Below are 20,542 nucleotides of genomic sequence, written 5' to 3' on the forward strand. Positions count from 1 at the left end.
GGATAAGAACTAATTTAAATGGAATGAGCCCGGTAGAATACCGAGCTCATCATATCAAAAATATTGCATAAATTCGTCCAACTTTTTGGGGGCAGTCCAGTATGCTGGCTTTTTGGTTTCTATGATAAAACAAAACCTTACGTTTAAGGTAAGGTTTTGTAAAGATCTATTTGTGCTAGATACTATCCTAAATTAGCCAAGCTTTCTTCCAATATTTTGATTTTTGCTTCGGCATCAGCTTTTTTGTTTCTTTCATTTTGTACGATTTCCGGTTTGGCGTTCTGAACGAATTTTTCGTTAGAAAGCTTTTTCTCTACCGAAGTCAAGAAACCTTTTAAGTATTCGAGTTCCTTGTTAATACGTTCGCGTTCTGCTTCTACATCAATGTTGTCAGAAGCAAGTTTTACGAAACATTCTGTTTTGCCAGCAAGGAAGCTGATGGCGCCGGCAACCTTCTCACCTACGAAAGTAAGTTCAGAGATATTAGCCAGCTTGATGATGGACTCCTGATATTTAGCGAAGTCAATATCTGTATTATTGATAGCTAAAGGTAACGCTACTTTCGGAGAGATACCTTTTGAGTTGCGGATATTACGTACTTCAGAAATGATTTGCTGAACGGTAGAGAATTCTTTGATAATCTGTTCGTCAAATCCTTCAGCTTTAGGGTATGGAGCTACGATAATACAATCTTTAGCGTCACGAGTGCCGAAAAGCTCATCGTGCCATAGCTCTTCGGTGATGAAAGGCATGAATGGATGTACCAATGTCAGTACCTTCTGGAAGAAGTTTTTGACCGTCTCTAAGGTCTCAGATTCTATTGGAGTTTGGTAAGCAGGTTTTACCAATTCCAGGTACCAAGAGCAGAAATCATCCCAAATCAATTTGTATGTTGCCATCAAGGCGTCTGAAAGACGGTAATTAGCGAAGTGTTCGTCAATTTCTGCTACGGCTTGGTTAAAGCGGTTTTGGAACCAGACTGCGGCCGTCTTTTGGGTGGTCGTAGCAGAGGCTTCTTTTACTTCCCATCCTTTCACTAGGCGGAAAGCATTCCAGATTTTGTTAGCGAAATTGCGTCCTTGTTCGCAGTACGATACATCGAACATCAAATCATTGCCGGCAGGGGATGACAGCAACATGCCTACACGCACCCCGTCTGTACCGTATTGCTCCATCAACTCTATAGGATCTGGAGAGTTACCTAACGATTTTGACATCTTGCGACCTAGCTTATCGCGTACGATACCTGTAAGATACACGTTGCGGAAAGGAGGTTTCTTCGTGTAGTCGTGGCCCATGATAATCATACGTGCTACCCAGAAGAACAGAATCTCCGGAGCTGTCACCAAATCGTTGGTAGGGTAGTAGTATTTGAAATCTTCGTTATCTGGATTACGTACTCCATCGAATACGGACATAGGCCATAGTCCTGAAGAGAACCAAGTGTCGAGCACATCTTCATCTTGGCGAATTCCGGAAACAGATTTTCCTTGTGCTTCAAACTCTTTGCGAGCTTCTTCTTCTGTTTTGGCTACTACCCATTCATTTTTGTCGTTGTACCAAGCAGGGATACGATGTCCCCACCATAGCTGACGTGAGATGCACCAGTCTTTAACATTTTCCATCCAATGCTTATATGAAGCAAAGAATTTTTCAGGGATAAATTTGATGGTGCCATCTTCCACATATTTCAGAGCAGGTTTTGCTAGTTCTTCCATCTTACAGAACCACTGCATAGACAATTTAGGTTCAATGACAGCGTCTGTACGTTCGGAAAATCCCACATGCGACTTGTAATCTTCAATTTTTTCGATCTGACCGGCTTCTTCAAGGAGCTTTGCGACTTTCTTGCGGGCGATGAAGCGGTCTTCACCTACGAGGATCTGTGCATTTTCGTTTAAGGTTCCGTCATCATTTAAGATATCAATTACCGGAAGATTGTGTTTGATGCCTAGCTCGTAGTCGTTAAGGTCGTGTGCAGGTGTCACTTTAAGACATCCTGTACCGAACTCCATTTCCACATATTCGTCTTCTATTACCGGAATTTCACGATTTACCAAAGGAACGATTACAGTTTTACCTTTAAGGTATGTGTAGCGCTCATCGTTTGGATTGATACATATTGCCGTGTCGGCCATGATGGTTTCCGGACGTGTTGTGGCGATAATAATATATTTGTCCGAATCTTTGATTTTATAGCGGACGTAATAAAGTTTTTGGTTTACTTCTTTACGGATAACTTCTTCGTCCGAAAGGGCGGTTTTGCCTTGTGGGTCCCAGTTTACCATACGAACCCCGCGGTATATATATCCTTCTTTATATAGCTTGATGAAAGTGTCTATTACAGCTTCCGAAAGGTCTGGATCCATGGTGAACTTGGTACGTTCCCAGTCGCATGAGGCACCAAGTTTTTCGAGCTGTTTGAGGATGATACCTCCATATTTTTCTTTCCATTCCCATGCGTGCTTGAGGAATTCGTCACGGGTTAACGATTTTTTGTCGATTCCTTTTTCTTTAAGCATGGCAACGACTTTAGCCTCCGTGGCGATAGAAGCGTGGTCAGTTCCCGGAACCCAACATGCATTTTTACCTTGCATACGTGCACGACGTATCAACACATCCTGAATGGTGTTGTTTAGCATGTGTCCCATATGCAACACCCCTGTCACGTTAGGTGGTGGCATCACGATGGTGTACGGTTCGCGTTCATCCGGAACAGAACGGAAAAAGCCGTTCTCCATCCAGTAAGAATACCATTTTTCTTCTGCTTCTTTCGGATTATAAGTCTTTGCTATACTCATGTTAAAATCGTTCAAAAATTGAAGTACAAAATTACGGATTTCAGAGGACTTAAAGGTATGCAATAAAACAAAAAATGATATAGAGTTAGAATAATTGTACTTTAATATTTTTACTTTTGGGGGATTTTTTTGTTTGGCGGAAATTTATATTTTTTTATTTGAGTATGAGTCAACCGGCGTGGCGTTCCAATATATTGTTTCTATTCAGTTACTTTCTATATTGGTACATATTATGTCTTTTTGATAGGACAGTATTTTTGATCAACAACTGGACTAAGTTTGAAGAGAAGGGAGAGATTTTCTTTTCATATCTGTATGGCTTGAGGCTTGATGCCTCCTTGGCTTGCTATCTAATCGCTATTCCTTTTTTATTTTACATTGTCCAACTATTGTTTATCAGAAGACCGGTGTCACCTTGGTGGCTACGAGGATACACATTGTTTCCTACCATAATCTTTGCGCTCATTACGGTGGTAAATACTCCTCTTTATGAGGCGTGGGGAGAGAAAATCAGCAAAAGGGCTATTAAGTTGGGCTTTGGAACGGTTAGGGGAGTGTCGAGTTCGGTGGATGGAGGAATGGTTATTCTAGCAATCATTACCATCGTGCTTTTTTTTCTTATCGCACACTATTCATACCATTGGCTTGTTGTTCGCTTTGCCAAATATAAAGAGCATAATTTTTCGGGTACTGTAGTGCTTTTGGTTTCGGGAGCTTTTGTGCTATTTACCTTTATTCGTGGAGGGTATGGTCGTGCCACCTTAAACCCGAGTGCCGTGTACTTTTCGGACAATACGATTTCCAACCATTTGGCGGTAAACACGTATTGGGCATTTATGAAGGACATGACCAAGAGCTCTAAGAAAAACCCCTATCTGTTTATGTCTTTTGAGGAGGCGGACACTTTGGTGAGACCCTTGTTGCCGACGGGTAAAGATACGGTACAACAGATTTTAAATACCGATAGACCTAACGTGGTCTTAATCCTGCTGGAGGGCATGGTAGCTCAGGTGTTTGAAGAGTTGGGCGGAGAGAAAGGTATCACAACAAATCTGGACAGGCTGATGCGTGAAGGGGTATATTTTAGTCGCGCTTATGCTGCGGCAGACCGTTCGGACAAAGGTATGATAGCCGTTATGAGCGGTTTTCCTTCTCAAGGACCGGAAAGTATTATCCAATATATTCCTAAGCATGAGAATCTTCCGGGTATAGGACAGGTGTATGATTCATTGGCTTATAGTACTTCCTTCTATCATGGTGGACAGAGCCAGTTTTATAATTTCAAGTCATTCATGTTTACACATGGGGTGGAGCGTGTGGTAGACAATGGTAATTTTCATCTCCATGAGAAGAGAAATTCATGGGGAGTATATGACCATGTGGTGGCTCAAAAAATGCTGCGTGACTTAGATAAAGATCGCAAACCTTTCTTTTCGATCTTTTATACTCTGGTGAATCACGAACCCTATACGTTGGATGGAGAGTATAAATTTGGTAACAAGACCAAAGCGGATATGTATCGCAGTACTTCGTATTATACAGATACTATGATAGGAAATTTTGTGGAAGAAGCCAAGAAAAGGGAATGGTATAAGAATACCATCTTTGTGGTGGTGTCCGATCATGGAAACATGTATCCAAAAGAAAAATATGGGCTGGAACATCCTAATCGCTATCATATTCCATTGTTTATGTTTGGCGGAGCTCTTAAGAAAGAATGGTGCGGAAAGAAAATCGATAAGGTGGTGAGCCAGCTGGATGTGGCAACAACGCTGTGGAACTTTGTGACGGACCGCCCGTCACCTTTTAAATATTCGTTTGACCTTTTTTCAAAGAATCGGCCACATGTGGCTTTCTACAACTCCAACAGTACCTTGGGCATTATTACCAACACGGGTGAGGCTGTAGGATTTGATATGGTAGGAAGAAAGATAGCTTTTTCCCAAGGCGAAAATATTGAAAGTAAGAAAGACAGCTTACTTCGTATAGCTCAGGCCTACTATCAAGGGGTGTTTAGGGATTTTCAAAATTATTGATATGAAGGTAATCAGATTCAAAGGAATACTAAATACATTTCTGTTACTTATCATTCAGTTTGTAGGGTTGCTATTGATTTATGCCCTGTTGCGCTATGGTTTCTACCTATACAATAAGTCGTTGTTTCCTAATGTAAGTGGGACAGAGTTGTGGACCATGATGTTGGGAGGCGTAAAGTTCGACATTGTAGCTATACTTTATATCAATATTATTTATATACTCTTGCAAAGTCTGCCTGTGCCTTTCAAATATAACGAAAGGTACCAAAAAGTTTGTAAATGGATTTTTGTGGTGACTAATGCCATAGGCATAGCTTTAAATCTGGTGGATTATGCTTATTATCCTTTTACGTTAAAGCGTACCACTGGCACGGTTTTCGGCCAGTTTGCGAATGAGGAAAATATGGGCAAGCTGTTTGTGGACTTTCTGATAGATTATTGGTATCTGCTATTGGTTTTCGTCCTTCTCATTTTTTGCATGAGTAAAATCTATTCGCAGCTACAGCTCGAACGCGCCAAGGTGAAGGGATGGCTTTTTTATATATGTCAATTTAGTGCTTTTTTATTGACGATTTTTTTGTTTGTGGGAGGGGTTCGTGGAGGCTGGGCACATAGCACACGTCCTATAACACTGAGCAATGCGGGAGATTATGTTAAAAGTCCGGAGGAGATGAATATAGTGCTCAATACGCCTTTCAGTATGCTAAAAACCTTGAAGGCTGTAAAACTTAAGGAAGAGCATTTTTTTACTCCACAAGAGTTGGACCGGCGGTACCAAGTTATCCATAAGCCGACAGAACGTGGAGCGTTCAAAAAGCTTAATGTAGTCATTCTTATTTTGGAAAGTTTCGGAAGAGAACATATTGGTGCTCTTAATAAAGATATTAATGGAGGTACTTACAAGGGCTATACACCTTTTCTCGATTCGTTGATAGGAGAATCGTATACCTTCAAGAGAGCTTTCTCCAACGGACGCAAGTCTATAGATGCGCTTCCTTCCATCATTACGGGAATACCGTCCGTGGGAGAACCGTTTGTATTGTCGATATATTCGGGCAATAGGACTACGAGTTTAGCGAAGCTGTTGGGAGATGAAGGGTATGAGACGGCCTTTTTTCATGGGGCACCTAATGGCAGCATGGGCTTTTCCGCTTATACTCAGCTGGCCGGCTTCAAGCATTATTTCGGCAAGAACGAATACAACAACGATGCGGACTTTGACGGCATCTGGGGGATTTGGGACGAGCCTTTCATGCAGTTTATGGCCGATAAAATGGATGAGCTGCCACAGCCTTTTTTTGTGAGCTTCTTCTCTCTTTCTTCGCATCATCCTTTTAAGGTACCGGAAAAATATGCCGGAAAATTTCCGAAGGGACCACTGCCACTGCATGAGCCTATGGGCTATGCGGATTATGCACTGAAACAATTCTTTGCGAAGGCATCGACCATGAAGTGGTTTGAAAACACCTTATTTGTGTTGGTGGCAGACCATGCTACTGTAAGTCATCTGCCGGAATATCATACAGCGCCTAATGCCTTTGCCATACCTATAATTTTCTATTATCCGGGAGGAAATCTCAAAGGAATGTCCAACAAATTAGTGCAGCAGATTGACATTTTACCTACCGTGCTTAATTATTTAAATTATCCGAAGCCGTACTTCTCTTTCGGCTTTGATGCTTTCTCGGAAAGAGAGGACAACTTTTTGGTAAATAACATTGGAGGTGTATTCAACTTCTTCCAAGGAGATTATTTCATGACGCATGACGGACAGCGGCCCACAGCGATTTATAACATTGCGGAAGATAAATTTCTAAAAAAAGATCTTTTGAGTGATAGAAGCTTAGCAGACTCATTGGATAAGACTTTGAAAGCTTTCATTCAGCGATACAATTACGCCATGATACACAACAAGCTGGTAGCGGAATAAAAAAGGGACTCTAAGGTCCCTTTTTTATTTATTTAAATTTGATTTCTCCAAAAAATTCAGGAAGGTGGAAATTTGGTTTCGGAAAATCTATAGGACTCCAAGAGAGGAAGTGCGGGTTAGGAAGGCCGTCGCCACATTTGTAGAAGTTGGCGTGATAGGTTTTCCCTTCCAAATTGTCTACTTGCAATATTTCCTGTGGGATGACTATATAGATTTCCCAAGTTTTATGGCCATTCACCTTTTGTGAGAAGGTGTAGGTATCTACCGTTTCTATAGTTTCGTTGTCAAGTCTTTTTCTTTCTCCTTTCACCTGAGGCCCAAAACCTATAAGACCTGTGCCGAGAACATTGAATTCGAAGTTGAAATAATTCTTTTTGCCATCCAAAGAGATAAAAAACTCCACACAGCTATCTTCGTAAACGTTTTCATTAGCACGTATATATGTAGCCTTAACATATTCTTCTTCCACTACATAATGTAAGAATATATGTTTACGGTCGTAGCCTATCTGGAATTTTACATCCGGCGTGTAAGGAAATTCTGTCGGCCAGTTGTTGTGTGCAATTTCATGCACCTTCAAATCTCTGAAGGCAAACTGTAGTGCTTCAAATGTAATGGAGGGAATATAAATCTTTTCGACTTCTAAACTTTTCATGATATACTGATTGGCGCGAAATTGTTCAAAATGTTTTTTAGTTCTACTTCGTGTTTTTCCAGCTCATCGACGAGCTTAATTTGTGTACGTGTACGAACTAAGTTATGATTAATATAGTGAATTTTATAATAAGTGTCACCATCAATATAATCTGTTAGGAATCGTACCGCTTGCATATATGGCAATAGCAGTACCCCATAGAAGAGAGATTCGATTTCTTCTTTTGTTAGAAAGTCTTTAGCTTCAGAAAGATAACCCTCTGCGTAGGCTTGGAAAAGCGGTAGGTTTAAGGTGATTTTCGAAAGGTCTTTTTCATCTTCGGCTGCAGGATTGATGATAGTACGTATGGCGTCACCGAAGTCATAAGCCACATAGCCTGGCATGACGGTGTCCAGATCTATGACACACTGAACGTTATCGTTTTCGTCCAAAAGAACATTGTTAAATTTAGTATCGTTATGGGTAATACGTATTGGTAGCAACCCTTTCTCTCCCATATCGAGGATGGTGCGCATCTTGTTTTCGCGCTGTTCGATGAATTGGATAAGATCTTCCACCTCTTTGACACGTCCTTTTTTATCTTCCTGTATAGCCTTTTTCAAGTTACTCAGTCGGAAGTCTATGTTGTGGAAGTTGGGTAACACAGGTTCTATTTGTTGGGCATCTAGTGTGGAAAGCTGCTTTTGGAACTGTCCAAAAGCTTGGCCAGCAGAGAAAGCCTGTTGCGGTGTTTCTACGATGTCGTAGCTTTTAACATTCTCTATCAGATAAAATATCCGCCAATAGTTGTGTTCCTCATCCTCATGGTATAGCTTACCGTCTTTGCAGGGGACAATGGTGAGCGTATGTTTTTGTGGATCTTTTCCCAATGACAAAAACAGCTGTCTGAGATGTTCGGTCACCAGACGGATATTGTTCATCAGAACATCAATCTTTGGAAACACATGATGGTTAATACGTTGCAGTAGGAAAGAGGTTGCTGAATTTTCTAAGTCAACACGGTACGTGTCATTGATATGCCCAGAGCCGAATTTACTTATACCAATTACATCCCCTTCAATATTAAAATGTGAAATAATGTCTTTTAAAAAGTTATCAGATTTGCTCATAAAGTTATCTGTATAAGAATACGCAATATCCAAAATTCTGAGTATTTAAGAAATACTTTATGAAAATCAAACGATTGCACAAAATGTGAAGTAAAGATACACTGAATATCTGTACGAATTTAGTATATTCGTTCAATAGACTTTCAAAATTTGTATGATAACAGAAATAACTATCATCCTGGTGTTAATGATTCTGAATGGAATCCTTTCCGCCTCGGAAATAGCGATAGTTTCCAGTAGAAAAGCGCGATTACAGTCTTTGAGCCAGAAGAATGCAGGCGCGAAGACTGCCCTGAAGTTGAAAGAAGATCCCAATCAGTTTTTATCCACCATACAGATCGGTATCACTTTAATCGGCATTCTGACCGGTTTTTTCTCAGGAGGCTCCATATCCAAATTTATCACACCATATATCTCTCATATTCCTGGGGTAGCCAAATATGCAGATCATCTTTCAGTAGGGTTGGTAGTTCTTATCATCACTTTTTTATCATTGGTGATTGGGGAGCTGGTACCTAAGCGTATAGGCATGGCTATCCCCGAGAAATACGCATCCTTCATCGCCATACCGATGAATACTCTAAGTAAGGTTATGCAGCCCTTTGTGTGGACGCTATCAATAGCTACTGATTTTATTGTCAAATTATTTAATATAAAAAGTTCGGCAAATACCGTCACGGAGGAAGAGATCAAAGCATTGGTAGACGAAGGGGTAGACAGTGGTGTTATCGAAGGTTTTGAGCACGACTTGGTGGACAGACTGTTGACAATAGGAGATAAAAAGGCTATCAATATTATGGTGCATAGAAACGATATCACCTATTTGGATATGCAGGATTCATTTGAAGAAGTGAGAACCTATATTTTGAGGTCCAACCATACAGAATACCCGGTATGTGACGGTAATTTTGACAATATCAAAGGTATCGTGTCGGCAAAAGATCTGTTGAAAGCTTTTTTGAACAATGACCATCCGGATATTCAGCGGCTCATAAAACCTATACCTTTCGTCAATGAAAATAGTGGCATTTACGCCGTGATGGAGGTATTGAAAAGCAGTAGAGTGAATCAAGCCGTGGTTATTGACGAATATGGCAGTCCTCAGGGCATAATCACGTTAAAAGATATTTTGTCCAATCTGGTGGGGACTTTTGACGATGAGACGAAGGAAAGTCGGTCAAGGTTGGTGAGAGAACGTGAAGATGGGTCTTTCATTTTGGATGGTCGTTATCAGCTGGATGACTTCTTCGAGCGTTTCAATATAGAATTAAGTGACGAAGATGAGGAAGAATTGTCCAATATAACCACCGTTGGGGGATTGGTATTCCTATTTTTGGATCACGTGCCTGCGGAAGGAGAGTCTATCACCTATAAAGGATATAAACTGGAAGTGATAGATATGGACGGCAACAGGATAGACAAGGTCGTGCTGACGAAAATTAAGGACGACTATCCTGAAGCCGACAATATGGACTAATCAAGGTGGGGGCTGATGATACGTACCAGTTCGCTCTTAGGCAATAGTCCGCTTTGTCTCCATATTTGTTGACCACCTTTATACAGGATTAATGTAGGTACACCCTGTATGCCGAAGTTACGTGCTAGTGCCTGGTTTTTGTCCACATCGATCTTAATTATTGATAGTTGTTCGCCGAAGTGTTGTTTTACCTCTTTGAGGATAGGAGCCAATGTCTGACAGGGACCACACCACTCTGCAGAAAAATCTATCAATACCAGGTTGTTCTTTTGGATTATCTCGTTAAAATTTGCCATAATATTTTAATAGGGGATAGTAAGTTTTTCCAAGTCTTCCACATCTGACTTATACATATTCAAATCTACATATCCACGTATACCTTTTACACTTCCTTTTTCAGAGAACTGCCAAATGTCCCAATGGGCTTTGGGATTTTCCACCCAGAAGTTGTAATTGGCTATCCAGAGCTTATATTCCTTAAATTCTTTTTCTAAGAAATCGGTAAAGTAGCTATCACCAGAATAGATGATAGGTTTTACTTTGTAGTGAGCTTCTACTTTGTCGAGCCAGCGTTTCAGTCCTACCTTAAGACTGTCCATAGGCTGCACGCGGGGACGCTCTTCTATATCCAATACAGGAGGAAGATCTCCGGGGCCGAGTTTTACCGTACGGATGAAGTTCGTGGCTTGTTTTATAGAGTTTTCGTTAGGGCGGAAATAATGGTAGGCGCCGCGAAGTTTGTTGATATCTTTTACTGCTTCCCAATTTTTCTGAAATCTACGGTCCTGCGCATTGGCGCCCATCGTTGCACGGACAAAGATGAAGTCTATGGGAAACTCCTCGTTGATCAGACGTACTGAATCCCATAATATTTTGCCTTGATATTCGCTGATATCTATGCCGAAACATTTGTCTCTATGGGATTTCATCAAAAGTATGTTACGGGCGTCGTGTTTGCTCTTTTCGTTGCTATCATTTTTGACTTCCTTATTGAAAGTCATATGATAGTAGTATACGATACTGTAGCGGTAATTCCAAAGACAGATAAGGAAAATCAATATGGCGGGAATGACGATACTCCATAACAAATAGGTTTTACGTTCACTGGCTGTGGAGACAAGATTTTGTTTGCGCTTTTTCTGATATTTCGCCATATTGCGAACTAAAATAAGGTATTTAGGATTTTATAACAACACTAATTTCATGAAAGTCTATAACCCAAAGGATTGGCTTTATCCCATCAAATATCTGTTAAGTGCCGAGCATACGAAGAAAATTTTTCCTCTTATCATCGGTCTGGGATTGTTCTCTTGGTCAATAGCTTATCTGGAATTGGAATATCTTAAACTGTCGGATAAAAGCTGGGTAAAAAACATCACTACAGTACATAGTTTGCTAGGCTTTGTCCTGTCGCTTATCCTTGTGTTTCGTACTAATACAGCATATGACCGGTGGTGGGAAGCACGCAAACAGTGGGGAACATTGACCAATGTAAGTCGAACTTTATCTATCAAGTTAAATGCTTTTTTGGAGAGGGAAGATAAGATCAACAGAAGTTTTTATCGCAAAGCCATTCCTTTGTTTGCCGAAACCTTATATAATTTTCTAAGGTCGGAGTATACGAAATTTATGTTGGATGAGGCTGACCATCCCGAAATAATAAGTTTGGATGATAAGAAACACGGCCCTAATCAGGTGGCGTCTTTACTTTTTAATAAGACTAACAGTTTATATAGGGAAGGTAAGCTCTCGGGGGAGCAGCTGCGTCTATTGAACGAGGAGATAACCAGCATGACGAACGTATGTGGGGCTTGTGAGCGTATCAAAAATACACCCATTCCCATTGCTTATAGTTCTTTTATCAAGGTCTTTATCATTATCTATACGTTGACACTACCTATAGGATACGTTTTTTCCATGGGATACTTTGTGTGTTTTGCTGTGCCTTTCATTTTTTATATTCTCATTACCATAGAGATGATTGGTGAATCTATCGAAGAACCTTTTGGGACGGATTCGGACGATTTGCCTATAGATAGAATGGCCGATAACATCAAAAAACACTGTCGTGAGATGTTGTTGCCTTAAGAATAGGGGAGGTACATTTGTCGATTTAAATTAATTGAGCTCATTTACAGTGAATAAAGAAAATCCGATAAATTTCGTTTTGCAGAAATAGGGATAATTTCTACTTTTGTGGCGGAGAGTTGGCAGAGTGGTCGAATGCGGCGGTCTTGAAAACCGTTGACTGTAACAGGTCCGGGGGTTCGAATCCCTCACTCTCCGCAAGGAAAGCTTCATCGGTAGATGAAGCTTTTTCTGTTTTAAGTCAATTTCTAAACCATCAACAGACGATTTTATATACACTTTCATCATCAGATTCGAACCGAGGAGAGAGATTAATAATAGCAGTTTTTGTTAAGTCTACTCTTAGATTAACAATGTCTATGCCTTAAGAGATGTTTTGATTTACACTCAAAATACAAAAAAGCGTGTTTAGCTCACCTTGCTAAACACGCTTTTTATATGGAGTATATTGTATTTTATTTTTTATCCGGCAGAAGGATAAATTTGAACAGGCGGTCTTCCAGCAAATATTTATTAGCGACGGCTTTGATTGATTCTGCATTTACCTTTTGAAGATTTTCGAGATACTGCAATGCTTTTGCCGGATCTTCTTGTAGACGGTAGGCAGAAGAGATGGATCCTAGCCAGAAGCTGTTTTCACGTAGTTTTATTTCGTATTCTCTTTTCTTTTCCATTACAAATTTGTTCAAATCCACTTCTGAAGGTCCGTTTTGTTTGATTTTATTAATTTCATCTAAAGCGGATTTGATCAGCGATTGATATTTTTCTTTGCTGGTGCCGAAACCGATAGAGAATGAATATCTACCTTTCGGGAATTTGTTGTATGAGGCTCCGGCTCCCACACCATATACGCCAGATTCTTCCTCGCGCAATCTTTCGATCAATTTGATGTTGAGGATAGATTCCAAGGCATCCATGTTAATGTTTTCTTGGTCATTGTAAGCGTAGTCGCCCATAAAGCTTAGGTTTACCTGCACTTTCTCCTCTTTACCTTTATGTACTTCTACGTTAATTCCTTTCGCCGGCGGAAGGATGTTGAGGTCTTTGGCGGATTCCTTACTGTTTGAGGATGGTAGGCCGGCCAAATACTCTTCCAGATAAGGTAAGATTTCTTCCTCCTTGAACGACCCAACGATGGTAAAGGTGAAGTCTGAAGCGTCAGCAAACCTTTCCTTGAAAATCTGTAATGCACGATCTTTGTCTATTGAGCGTATATTTTCTTCCGAAGGCAGGTTGCGACGGATATTTTCTCCATATAATGCTTTATTGATGCTACTTCTGAAGACAAAGTTAGGGTCGTCTTCTCTGTTTTGCATAGACGCTATGGTTTTCGACACGAAAGCTTGGTAGATATCCTCATCCAAGCGAGGAGCTGTGAAATATCCATAGATTATCTCAAATAAGGTTTTTAATCCTTCTTTGTCACTGTAGCCACTAAGTCCTTCCGAACGCTCATCGATGAAGGCGTTGACATTTACATTTTTGCCTGAAAGATATTTTTTAAACTCTACGGAAGTCAGGTTCCCTAGCCCCGAAGAATTTACGAGGTTTGCTGCATAGGCAGCTGAGAAGTAATCTGCATCACTGTATAAGGAGTGTCCTCCTTCACTTTGCGCACGTACGATGATTTCATCATTTTTGAAGTCTGTAGGTTTCAAGATTACACGCACGCCATTGCTCAAGGTTATTTCTTTAGCCTTGATAGCTTCTAAGTTTTTGGTGGACTGTACTGTTCCTTTTACCGGAGTAGACGGCAATAATGGTAATTCCGAGACTTTATCCTCGTATTTTTCTAATGTTTCACTGCTCAACGCAGCTAACCAACCATTTACTGCTGTTTCGGAAGGCATCTTCTCTTTATCCTTTTCTGGACCTAGGATGATGATATCACGGTTTACCTCGGCATAATATTTTTCTGCTACAGCATTTACATCCGTCAGCGTGATGGTAGGAAGGATTTGTTTTGTAATCCGGTAAGAGTCTTCGTTGCTTAAAACAGGACTGTTGTTTAAGAAGTGGTCGAGATATGCTTTGGCATAGACGTAAGACTCTTTCTTGTCTCTTTCATTGTAACTGTTCTCGAAATACTTTGCATAATCCGATAGGGTACGCTGTAATTCGGTTTCTGTGGCACCAAACTTTTCGAATCTTTTCAACTCACGAACGACAACCTTGATACTTTCTTCCAGCTGTCCCGGTTTTGGAATGATGGAAATATTCATTGCTTCAAATATGTTGAGGAATCCATCAATGTCTACACCGGCGTTGCGGAAAGGAGCATCAGGTTTCTGAGCAATCTCAAACAGACGGGCATTAATTATCTGTGAGTATATGCCTTTGGTAAGCTCTAGTTTATAGTCTTTATATGTTTTTGTCTCTTCAAAAGGATGTTTGATTACCATGTAGACCACCGTCTGTGGCATTTCTGGGTCTGTGACTACTTTGAACTGATTCTTATTCAGCAGCTCTATGCCCACTTTCTTCCGTTCGGCAGCTTTTTTCTGTACCTGCATATCGGAAAAGAGACGCGTAACTTCTTTCTCCATTTCTATAGGATCGATATCGCCGACGATGACGATAGACTGCAGCTCAGGTCTGTACCAGCGTTTGTGGAAGTCCCGGATGAGCTGATGTTTGAATCCTGTGATTACAGCTTCGGTACCTATAGGAAGTCGTTCGGCATACAGAGAACCATTGAAAAGCACAGGAAGGTATTGGTCCTGCATACGCTGTTGAGCTCCGCGGTTGCCGCGCATCTCTTCCATGATGACACCGCGTTCTTTGTCAATCTCTTCTGATGTGAGTAGCGCATCCTGAGCCCAATCGCGCATCACCTGAAGTCCGTTTTTCAATAACTCAGGGTCATCTGAAGGGATAGGAAGTTCATAGACGGTTTCGTTGAAAGAGGTGTAAGCGTTCAAGTCCGATCCGAACCGTACACCAGCCTTCTGCAAGTAGTCTATGAGGTCGTTTTTAGGGAAATGTTTCAGCCCGTTGAAGTTCATATGCTCCAAGAAGTGCGCTAAGCCGCGTTCTTCCTCTGTTTCCAATATCGATCCCACTTTGACACCCAGATACATAGTTACTCGCTTTTCAGGCTCTTTGTTTTTGCGGATATAGTAAGTAAATCCGTTTTTCAACTTACCAACTTTCACTTCGTTGTCGAAGGGAAGAGGCGCATTCCAATTTATGCTGTCTTTTAAAAGTTGGGTAGCTTGAAGCGTATTTATATTAACGGGTGTGCCTGCCTCTGTGACGATGTATGAAGCAGGTAATAGCAATGCAATAGCTAATGGTTTTAATATTTTCATTAATTTAGAGTGTTAATTCTATAACAAATTAAGTGTTTTCTATCTGATTAGAAAATAGAGGAGTAGATTTTTACAGTTGTTTTTTTATGTTGCAGTGGCAGAAGGTAATCCAGGAATTTAGAAAATTTCTTTTATTTGAACGCAATTTGTCAAAAAAATCCGTTTCTGCCTATCTAAATGACATTCAGAAGCTGCAAATTTTCTGTGAAGACCACCAGCTCAATATAGAAGAAATTAATGTAAAAAATGTTCAGCATTTTTTGGAGTGGGTGAACGGATTTGGCATTTCGGTATACACGCAGGCGCGTCTGATATCGGGCATAAAATCTTTTTTCAATTTTTTGCAGCTTGAGTATGAGCTATCTACGAATCCTGCTGAGCTTATTGAAACACCGCGTCTTACTCGCAAAATTCCCGACGTCCTAGAGGTACACGAGATCGATGAGCTTATTAGTGCCATTGACCTTTCTCACCCGGAAGGGATGCGCAACAAAGCTATGTTGGAGGTGTTGTATGGATGTGGTCTTCGTGTCAGTGAGCTCGTAGAACTAAAAATATCGAATTTGCATCTGGAGGTGGAATTTATCAAGATTGAAGGAAAAGGAAATAAGGAAAGGCTTATCCCCATAGGAGCACAGGCAATAAAATATTTGAAGATTTACCTTCAGGAAGTGCGTGCTAAGCAGCAGGTTAAAGCTGGACACGAAGATGTGGTCTTTCTCAACCGAAGGGGGGCCAAGCTGACCCGTGTCATGGTATTTTTGATTATTAAGGAGGTAGCGCAAAAAATAGGATTAAAGAAAAAAATCAGCCCCCACACTTTCCGTCACAGCTTTGCTTCCCACCTTGTGGAAGGAGGGGCTGATTTACGTGCTGTGCAGGACATGTTGGGACATGAGAGTATTACTACCACTGAAATTTATACCCATATCGATAAGGACTATCTGCAGTCCATCATTACACAATATCATCCAAGGTCATAAAAAAAGGGAGCGATTATCGCCCCCTTTTTTATTCTTCGTCATTGTCAGACTTATAAAGCTCGTTGTATTCTTTTTTATATTTTTCGAGGATTACCTTACGTTTCATTTTAAGGGTAGGTGTAAGTTCACCTCCCTCTACTGTAAATTCATTATGAAGTATAATCGGTTTTTTTATCTGCTCCCAGTTTCCGAAATGTTTGTTTGCTAGGCGAACTTCACTGTTTATCTTTTTGACGATGGTCGGATGGCTTAAAAATTCGTCTTTCGACATACCTATAAGCTCGGGAGCGCTAGAACGGCTCCAGTCCATCAGGTGACCGTAGTTAGGCACAATAAAGGCTGAGGCAAATTTCTGTCCTTCTCCTATGACCATGGCCTGCTCGATGAAATAAGATTCTACCAGCTTTTTCTCAATAGGCTGTGGGATGACATATTTTCCTCCGGAAATTTTGAACATCTCCTTCTTACGGTCTATGATTTTTATAAATTTTCCTTCTTCCAGCACGGCGATATCTCCGGTATGCAGCCAGCCGTCGATAATGGTTTTTGCTGTCTCTTCAGGATTTCTGTAGTAGCCTTGCATAACATTAGGGCCTTTCATAAGGATTTCCCCATCTTCTGCCAATTTTACTTCTACATATTTTACGGGAATACCTACAGTTCCTACGCGGACACCCTTCTGATAATGGTTTACCGAGATGAGGGGAGAGGCTTCAGTCATACCATAGCCTTCATAAAGAGGGATACCGGCAGCCATAAATACACGTGCTAGCTTGTTATGGAGGGATGCGGAACCTGAAGCTACCGTAACTAGATGGCCTCCCAAAGCTTCATACCATTTGTCAAGGACAAGTTTTTTTGCCATTTTTAGCTGTAGGTTGTAGGCAAAAGATCTTTTTTTAGAATCTGGATCGTATTTTTCCCCTACTTTGACAGCCCAATCGAATATTTTTCTTTTAGCCCCGGTAAGCTCCTGTCCGGTTTTCATGATCTTTTCGTACACTTTCTCTAAGATCCGTGGTACGGCCGTCATGATATGGGGTTGTGCTTCCTTGACGTTTTGTCCTATTTTTTCGAGCGATTCCGCCACATAGATCGTGATACCGATATACATGTAGGTATAAATCACCATTCTCTCATAAGCATGACATGGCGGCAGGAAGGTTAGCGCCCTGTCGTAAGCCTGACAAGGAGTGATTTCACGGGCAGCCATCACGTTGAACATGATGTTGTTATGTGTCAGCATTACGCCTTTAGGCTTGCCTGTAGTACCGGAAGTGTAGATTAAGGTTGCCAGATCTTCCGGTTTTACGGCGTTCATTCGTTGTTGCAGTGTTTCATCCTTAATATTCTTGCCCAGTTCTATTATTTCTTTCCAGTTACGGGCTTCCTCGATTTCGGCAATACAGAATACATATTTCAAGGTGTATAAGGACTCCTGAAGTTTTGTAATCCTGTTATAAAGGCTTTTGTTGTTGACTACACAGAGTTTTATTTCTGCGTCATTAAAAATATATTGATAATCTGCGTCCGTAATATTAGGATACATAGCCACGCATACAGCTCCCACTTGTTGGATAGCAAAGTCCATAATGTGCCATTCCATGCTGCTGTCGGCTATAAGTCCTACTTTTTCATTGGGCTCCACGCCCAAAGCTATAAGGCCTTTAGATATGGCATCAACCTGAGCCAGAAATTCTGAAGTCTTCACTTCCTTCCACTCATGGTTAACTTTATGCGCAAAAATGGTTAGATTGGGATATAGATTCAGCTGTCTACGAGCCAAATCAAATAATCTTAAATCTTGTTTTTCCTGTTCCATATTGATATGACGGCCTTTTTAGAATTATTTTATTGGGCCGATATATTGTTCAACATTTAATGATTAAGTAAAGTTTGCGAAGATACAAAAAATAAAACTTCAAGATTTAAAATAATAGGTAATTATGTGTCGGTTATCCTGTATTATAACAAACAGATATGTTTTTTTGTTTCGATTTTTTTCCTTTTGGGAGGATAAAGTCTAAGGTATTTGTTGAGCTGTTATTTTAAAATATTTTATATTTGAGGTTCTTTTTTTTGAAAAATATTTGATAATATTGGATATTTAATACGATTTAACCAATCATAAACCTTATGGAATTTTTAAACGGTATCAATGCATTGACTTTAATTTTTGTGGCGTTATTGCTCTTTGCCATAGCTTACAGATTTTATGGCATTTTTATGGCGAATAAGGTTTTACGTCTTAATAATGCACATCCTACGCCGGCGGTAGAGTTTGCTGACGGCCATGATTATATTTCTACCAACAAGAACGTTTTGTTTGGTCATCATTTTGCAGCTATTGCGGCGGCAGGTCCTTTAGTAGGTCCTGTACTTGCTGCGCAGTTTGGATATCTTCCTGGAGCATTATGGATTTTGATAGGCTGTGTTTTAGCGGGAGGAGTGCACGATATGATTGTGCTGTTTGCTTCTGTACGTCACAGGGGGGAAAGTTTAGCGACCATAGCATCTAAAGAGATTGGGAAGACGACAGGGTATATCGCCGGTTTTGCGGTTTTGTTTATTCTTATTTTGACTTTGGCAGGGCTATCATTGGCTTGCATCAGTGCCATGCATGAGGCTTCATGGTCTCTCTTTACGGTATTGATAACAATGCCTATAGCGATTATCATGGGGTTGTTGATGCGGTATAGGAAAGATTCCGTGCTGCTGGCAAGCATCCTTGGCGGGGTCTTGCTTATCGTAGGAATTATCGGAGGGCATAGTCTGATGCAATATGATCATATAGCTAATCTTTTCCATTGGGATGTGGAAACCATTTCTATAGCTATTGCGGTGTATGGTTTTTTTGCTTCCGTATTGCCGATGTGGCTGTTGTTGGTTCCACGTGATTATCTGTCCACCTATCTTAAGATAGGAACTATTCTTATGTTGGCAGTGGGTATAATCTTTGTGCAGCCCACTATTCAGATGCCGGCAATTACATCTTTCATTCATGGTGGAGGGCCGGTCATCGGTGGTCCTGTATTGCCTTTTATCTTTATCGTTATAGCTTGCGGTGCGATTTCTGGATTTCATGCGGTCATTGCCACGGGCACTACACCGAAGATGTTGGCACAGGAGCGTGATGTGCTTTTTGTCGGCTATGGAGCGATGCTTGTGGAAGGATTTGTGGCACTGATGGCTTTGATTGCGGCCTGTACTTTGATGCCGGGAGATTATTTTGCTATCAACACCCCTGTCGCAAAATATGATTCTTTTCTGGCTGCCTTCCCGGATATGAAGGTTGTGGATTTGGATCATTTCATGGATAGAATAGGGATAGATTTATATGGAAGGACGGGAGGAGCAGTATCTCTGGCGGTAGGGATGGCTCATATATTTGATAAGATACCTTTTATGGATGATGTCGTAGCTTATTGGTACAATTTTGCTATCATGTTTGAGGCTGTATTTATTCTTACAGCTATCGATGCGGGAACACGGGTGGGGCGTTTTTTTCTACAAGAGATGATGGGCAATTTTATTCCTGCGTTTAAAAATAAGAGTTGGCTTCCGGGAATTCTTATTAGTAGTGCTCTTTTCACTTTTGCTTGGGGATATCTGGTTTATACGGGGAATGTAAGCAGTATTTGGCCGCTTTTCGGTATCAGCAACCAACTGCTGGCAGCGTGTGGTCTTATTGTTTGTACCACTATGCTGATACGCCTGAACAGGGGTAAGTACGCCTTATGCACGGCAATACCAGGTGTGGTGATGGCTATCATCACGTTCTGGGCCAGCTATTTGCAGATTTTTACCATTTATCTCCCTCATGGACAGTATCTACTTGCTGCATTGGCAGCTTTAGCGATTGTGCTGATGTTTATAGTTTTTGTGAATGCTTTCATAAAATGGTTTCATCTGATGAAGATGAAAACTGAAAAAGTGGATAGTTATGGTGAAGTGGTTAAAGAACTGGTGGAAAGATAAATGGAAAGGCCCACTTTTTAGGGTGGGCCGGAAGAATGTTGTATATAAAATAACGATTAACGTTAATTCCTATGTTTTCAATTTAATAGGCCAAATATTGTGCCAAAAAAATAAGGTGTTGTGTCCGAGGGCAAAAGAAAGAGTGTAGGGAATCAGGTGTAATATTTTTATCTT

At 40.7% G+C, this 20,542-nt stretch carries 13 protein-coding genes and 1 tRNA gene; 7 read left to right on the top strand and 7 right to left on the bottom strand.

Translation table 11 applies throughout. From position 1 onward, the window contains the following. Window positions 1–182: 182 nt before the first annotated feature. A complete protein-coding gene (locus ABD873_RS05860) occupies window positions 183–2,801 on the bottom strand; it encodes a valine--tRNA ligase (protein ID WP_345065916.1) in 2,619 nt (872 codons plus the stop codon). 164 nt (window positions 2,802–2,965) lie between these two features. On the opposite strand from ABD873_RS05860, the gene ABD873_RS05865 reads away from it, so the two are divergent. Next, window positions 2,966–4,837: an LTA synthase family protein gene (locus tag ABD873_RS05865; protein WP_345065919.1), complete on the top strand. Its 1,872-nt coding sequence runs from the start codon at window positions 2,966–2,968 to the stop codon at window positions 4,835–4,837. Between the two features lies 1 nt (window position 4,838). Beyond that, window positions 4,839–6,767: an LTA synthase family protein gene (locus tag ABD873_RS05870; RefSeq protein WP_345065921.1), complete on the top strand. Its 1,929-nt coding sequence runs from the start codon at window positions 4,839–4,841 to the stop codon at window positions 6,765–6,767. Window positions 6,768–6,795: 28 nt separating this feature from the next. Here ABD873_RS05870 and ABD873_RS05875 read toward each other — a convergent pair whose 3' ends face one another. Beyond that, window positions 6,796–7,422, bottom strand: coding sequence for a carbohydrate-binding family 9-like protein (locus tag ABD873_RS05875; RefSeq protein WP_345065923.1), 627 nt, complete (start codon window positions 7,420–7,422; stop codon window positions 6,796–6,798). Continuing rightward, the gene (locus ABD873_RS05880; RefSeq protein WP_345065925.1) at window positions 7,419–8,531 is read right to left on the bottom strand and encodes a phosphotransferase enzyme family protein; all 1,113 of its coding nucleotides are present in this window, start codon (window positions 8,529–8,531) and stop codon (window positions 7,419–7,421) included. The genes ABD873_RS05875 and ABD873_RS05880 overlap by 4 nt, the downstream gene beginning before the upstream one ends. Window positions 8,532–8,685: 154 nt before the next feature. Between ABD873_RS05880 and ABD873_RS05885 the strand changes: the two genes are divergently transcribed. Further along, window positions 8,686–10,008 carry a hemolysin family protein gene (locus ABD873_RS05885; protein ID WP_345065927.1) on the top strand — a complete coding sequence of 441 codons (1,323 nt, stop codon included), beginning with the start codon at window positions 8,686–8,688 and terminating at the stop codon, window positions 10,006–10,008. On the opposite strand, the gene trxA is transcribed toward ABD873_RS05885, so the two are convergent. Next, window positions 10,005–10,304, bottom strand: coding sequence for a thioredoxin (trxA, locus tag ABD873_RS05890; protein ID WP_345065929.1), 300 nt, complete (start codon window positions 10,302–10,304; stop codon window positions 10,005–10,007). The two genes, ABD873_RS05885 and trxA, sit on opposite strands and share 4 nt — an antisense overlap. A 6-nt stretch (window positions 10,305–10,310) precedes the next feature. Further along, window positions 10,311–11,162, bottom strand: coding sequence for a glycoside hydrolase family 25 protein (locus ABD873_RS05895; RefSeq protein ID WP_345065932.1), 852 nt, complete (start codon window positions 11,160–11,162; stop codon window positions 10,311–10,313). Between the two features lie 49 nt (window positions 11,163–11,211). Here ABD873_RS05895 and ABD873_RS05900 point away from each other — a divergent pair, with 49 nt between their 5' ends. Together ABD873_RS05900 and ABD873_RS05905 are read left to right on the top strand one after the other, a co-directional pair. Next, window positions 11,212–12,096, top strand: coding sequence for a bestrophin family protein (locus tag ABD873_RS05900; protein WP_345065934.1), 885 nt, complete (start codon window positions 11,212–11,214; stop codon window positions 12,094–12,096). Window positions 12,097–12,209: 113 nt separating this feature from the next. Beyond that, window positions 12,210–12,294, top strand: a tRNA-Ser gene (locus ABD873_RS05905). A gap of 257 nt (window positions 12,295–12,551) precedes the next feature. Here the strand turns inward: ABD873_RS05905 and ABD873_RS05910 are convergent. Next, entirely contained in the window at window positions 12,552–15,407 is a 2,856-nt protein-coding gene (locus ABD873_RS05910) for a M16 family metallopeptidase (protein WP_345065936.1), read from the bottom strand. Between the two features lie 89 nt (window positions 15,408–15,496). Here ABD873_RS05910 and xerD point away from each other — a divergent pair, with 89 nt between their 5' ends. Further along, window positions 15,497–16,390, top strand: coding sequence for a site-specific tyrosine recombinase XerD (gene xerD, locus ABD873_RS05915; protein WP_345066007.1), 894 nt, complete (start codon window positions 15,497–15,499; stop codon window positions 16,388–16,390). Between the two features lie 28 nt (window positions 16,391–16,418). On the opposite strand, the gene ABD873_RS05920 is transcribed toward xerD, so the two are convergent. Next, window positions 16,419–18,212 (bottom strand): AMP-dependent synthetase/ligase, encoded by a 1,794-nt coding sequence (locus ABD873_RS05920; RefSeq protein ID WP_345065938.1) that lies wholly within the window; start codon window positions 18,210–18,212, stop codon window positions 16,419–16,421. A gap of 314 nt (window positions 18,213–18,526) precedes the next feature. On the opposite strand from ABD873_RS05920, the gene ABD873_RS05925 reads away from it, so the two are divergent. Next, window positions 18,527–20,368, top strand: a complete 1,842-nt coding sequence (locus ABD873_RS05925) for a carbon starvation CstA family protein (RefSeq protein WP_345065940.1) — start codon at window positions 18,527–18,529, stop codon at window positions 20,366–20,368. The last annotated feature ends 174 nt before the right edge of the window (window positions 20,369–20,542 follow it).

The sequence above is a fragment of the Sphingobacterium thermophilum genome, assembly GCF_039541675.1.
GTDB lineage: Bacteria > Bacteroidota > Bacteroidia > Sphingobacteriales > Sphingobacteriaceae > Sphingobacterium > Sphingobacterium thermophilum.